Here is a 2,920-nt window from a genome sequence, read left to right as displayed (position 1 = left end):
GAAGGAAAGGTCATGCATAAGCGAAAAGCGCCTGCTTCCAGATAGATCACAAGCGGATGGCTCAAGTTCGGGGGCTAGAGGGGTGGGTAGATTGGCATTCACTTTTTAGCCCTGCCTTATACAGGAGTTGGTAATTTCAAGCCCGTTGGTTGAGGGTGAAGTTTTGAGGAGGTGAAAAATACGATTACCATAGAAGAGCTGGCCAAGGATTTGCGAATGAAGCCAGATGAGTTAATGAAAGAGAGTCTGGAGACATTCTTGAAACATAAACTGAGAGTTATTGAGTCCGAGTTATTCCTTTTAGCTAAGCGATATGGTGTGCGAGATGTCCAAGAGTTTGACAAGATGATCCAGGAGGGAAAATTTCACGAAGAAGATGCTTTTGAGGATTACTTCACGTTTGATAACCTTGAAGCAGAAAGAGACCTGATTCTCGAGTATCTGGATAAACTGTGATGGTCCTTCTGGATAATTTGGCAAGAATCGCCGAAATTGAGTTCTCCGATATTGTCGATGCTACAGAAATAATGGAAACCAAGCTGCGCATAATGCTCACCGAAGATGGCTTTGTGGATGTTTGGCTGTCTAAGAAGCTTGCCAACCGGTTTGGCTCCCACTGGGAGCACAAGGTTACCGACCTTTCTTATCGTTACGATAACTTTCCTGATACCAAATGGAGTAATGTTTCTACTTTTCCCTATCATTTTCATGATGGCTCTCAAGATAATGTGGTCGATTCTTCTCGATTCGCCAGAGATATCGTAGAAGGCTTTAGAGATTTTATGAACTGGGTGAGAGTTATGCTGAGGGAGGAAAAGAAATAAGAAAATGGAGCCCTCACCTTAGCTCTCTCCCCGTAAGCTCTCTGAACCGTCATCGCGAGCCTCGCTGCACCAACGGTGTAACCCCCAGGGTCAATCGCGAGGGCTGAGGAAGGAGAACCTTCCTCAGTTAGTATTTTTTCATGTATTTTTTGTCTTTTTTCGGGGGGTTCATAAGGGGGGCGAAGCCCCCTTTATTTCTTCTTTATAATTTAATTTGTGGAATAAATGGTATTATACCTTTGATATGAAACCTGGAGAAGAAACTGTGCTGATTGTAACAAAACAAAAAGATGGAAAATACTTGAAGAGCTATGAAAAAAGTTGAAATTATTCCTATTGCTCAGCGAAAAGCGGAAAGAAGAGGAATTCAAAAAGAAGAGATAGAGGACGCAATCGTAAATCCTATGCAAGTGGTGGATGGCTACGGCGGTAGAAAAGTTGCCCATAAAAAGTTTTTCAGGGATAACAAGGAGTATCTCTTGAGGGTTATTTATGAGGAAACAGAAGAGAAGTATACGGTTGTTACTGCCTATATTACCTCGCAAATAAGTCGTTATTGGAAAGGAGAGCCTGAATGAAGATAGAATATGACCCCAAGCATGACATTTTAAACATTGAGTTTATAGCTGAGGAAGATATTGCTGAATCTATTGAGCTGGATGGGGTAATCATTGATTATTCAAAGGATGGAAAGATTGTGGCCATTGAAATACTCGATGCAGGAGCAAGGACAACAGAGAATCCATTTGACCTGATTAGCTTATCGATAGTTAAAGAGGAAGTGACAGCTTAAAGTTTATCTTCTAAATTGCCATCACAGGTTGTTCTGTCGTCATGCCTGAAATTTAGCCGGGAATATAAAGGTTTTTACCGAAGGGAGGTTTTTCTCCCCTATTGCTCACCCTCACCCTAACCCTCTTCCCGGAAGGGTGAGGGAAAGAAGATGTAGAGGTCTCCCGAAGAGGGTGAGGGGAAAAAGGAGTAATCTCCAAGGGTCGCTATTCCTCCTCAGGATACCACCCAAGGTGTCATTGTGAGCCTCGCTTTATCGTTTGGCGTGGCAATCTCGAGTTTTTAACCCAATGTAACTGCCTTTTAAGGCTCAATGAGAAGCACGGAGGTTTTTCCCTTCCGGGTTATTTTTGCCCTCTTTTTTGGCTTTTTTGCTTTTCGGGGTTGTAAAAGGGCGGTGCTCCCTTATTGCCATTGCTACTTTTCAAAAAAATATTTTCACTTATAATATAAGAAGAGAATTTTAAACAAAAGTAGAATGCTAAAAAGGGGAAATAAAGAAACAGGAGGTGCTCGGTGGCCACACAATATGTCTTAAGTGAGTATATAGAACAAGCAATGGCGCAAGCTATCTACGATAAGCTTGAAGATGGTAATTTTGTCGGTCGAATTCCCTCTTGTAAAGGAGTTGTGGCATTTGGGGCCACACTGCGAGAATGTGAAGAATCTTTGCGTTCTACGCTTGAAGATTGGATTCTGGTAGGATTGAAATTAAAGCACCCTTTGCCAGTAATTGGAGATATTGATTTAAACCAGGAGCCAGTTTGTGAGCCGATGGACACCCTGTAAAAGGAGCGATTTTATCCGACGGTTGCGTCAGCTGGGATTTGAAGGTCCTCTTTCCGGAGCTAAACATCAATTTATGCTCTATGAAAAACACCGCCTGGCAATTCCCTCCTACTTTGAATATTCTGTACCTCAACTTCGAATAATGATTAAGGAAGTGGAGAAAATCATAGGTCGGAAAATTACCGCTGATGAATGGAACCAGCTATAATGACACCAAAGGAGCTTCTGGTAATAAAAAGGGGATGACTTGCTTTTGGGGGTTCGTAAGGGGGTAAGCCCCCTTATAGTCGATTCACCCTCACCCTTTCCCTCTCCCCGCAAGCTCTCTAAACCGTCCCTCTCACTCCGAGGGTTTCTCTTTTTGTCATGTCTGAAATTTAGCGAGGCATCTACCTCCCTCGTCATTCCCGAAATCTTTTATCGGGAATCCACGCTTTTGCTTTTGCTTTTGATTTTTGTCTTTATGCTTTCATCTTTTCAGGGGGTTATGAGGGGGCAGCGCCCCCTTATAGTAT

The 2,920-nt window shown here is 42.8% G+C and carries 6 protein-coding genes; all 6 read left to right on the top strand.

Annotated elements, in window-relative coordinates:
• Positions 1–171 precede the first annotated feature (171 nt).
• Positions 172–456, top strand: a complete 285-nt coding sequence (locus tag GXZ17_RS02525; protein WP_409375720.1) for a hypothetical protein — start codon at positions 172–174, stop codon at positions 454–456.
• Entirely contained in the window at positions 456–824 is a 369-nt protein-coding gene (locus GXZ17_RS02520) for a DUF6516 family protein (RefSeq protein WP_409375719.1), read from the top strand. Before GXZ17_RS02525 ends, GXZ17_RS02520 begins: the two co-directional genes overlap by 1 nt.
• A 311-nt stretch (positions 825–1,135) precedes the next feature.
• Complete coding sequence (locus tag GXZ17_RS02515; RefSeq protein WP_409375718.1) at positions 1,136–1,402, top strand: DUF4258 domain-containing protein; 267 nt, start codon at positions 1,136–1,138, stop codon at positions 1,400–1,402.
• Complete coding sequence (locus tag GXZ17_RS02510) at positions 1,399–1,617, top strand: DUF2283 domain-containing protein (RefSeq protein ID WP_409375717.1); 219 nt, start codon at positions 1,399–1,401, stop codon at positions 1,615–1,617. The genes GXZ17_RS02515 and GXZ17_RS02510 overlap by 4 nt, the downstream gene beginning before the upstream one ends.
• A gap of 515 nt (positions 1,618–2,132) precedes the next feature.
• Positions 2,133–2,405 (top strand): type II toxin-antitoxin system HicB family antitoxin, encoded by a 273-nt coding sequence (locus GXZ17_RS02505; RefSeq protein WP_409375716.1) that lies wholly within the window; start codon positions 2,133–2,135, stop codon positions 2,403–2,405.
• Complete coding sequence (locus GXZ17_RS02500; protein WP_409375715.1) at positions 2,383–2,613, top strand: type II toxin-antitoxin system HicA family toxin; 231 nt, start codon at positions 2,383–2,385, stop codon at positions 2,611–2,613. Before GXZ17_RS02505 ends, GXZ17_RS02500 begins: the two co-directional genes overlap by 23 nt.
• The last annotated feature ends 307 nt before the right edge of the window (positions 2,614–2,920 follow it).

Origin of the sequence: Candidatus Sordicultor fermentans, from assembly GCF_012728195.1 — a bacterium.
Classification (GTDB): domain Bacteria; phylum Atribacterota; class Atribacteria; order Atribacterales; family Caldatribacteriaceae; genus Sordicultor; species Sordicultor fermentans.
The sequence above is the reverse complement of the archived record's forward strand: the minus strand, read 5'-3'. Positions and strand labels throughout refer to the sequence as shown.

Bases quoted from the DNA above. Each gene is read 5' to 3' on its own strand.
- GXZ17_RS02520 (WP_409375719.1), top strand. From the start codon at position 456: ATGGTCCTTCTGGATAATTTGGCAAGAATCGCCGAAATTGAGTTCTCC.
- GXZ17_RS02515 (WP_409375718.1), top strand. From the start codon at position 1,136: ATGAAAAAAGTTGAAATTATTCCTATTGCTCAGCGAAAAGCGGAAAGA.
- GXZ17_RS02510 (WP_409375717.1), top strand. From the start codon at position 1,399: ATGAAGATAGAATATGACCCCAAGCATGACATTTTAAACATTGAGTTT.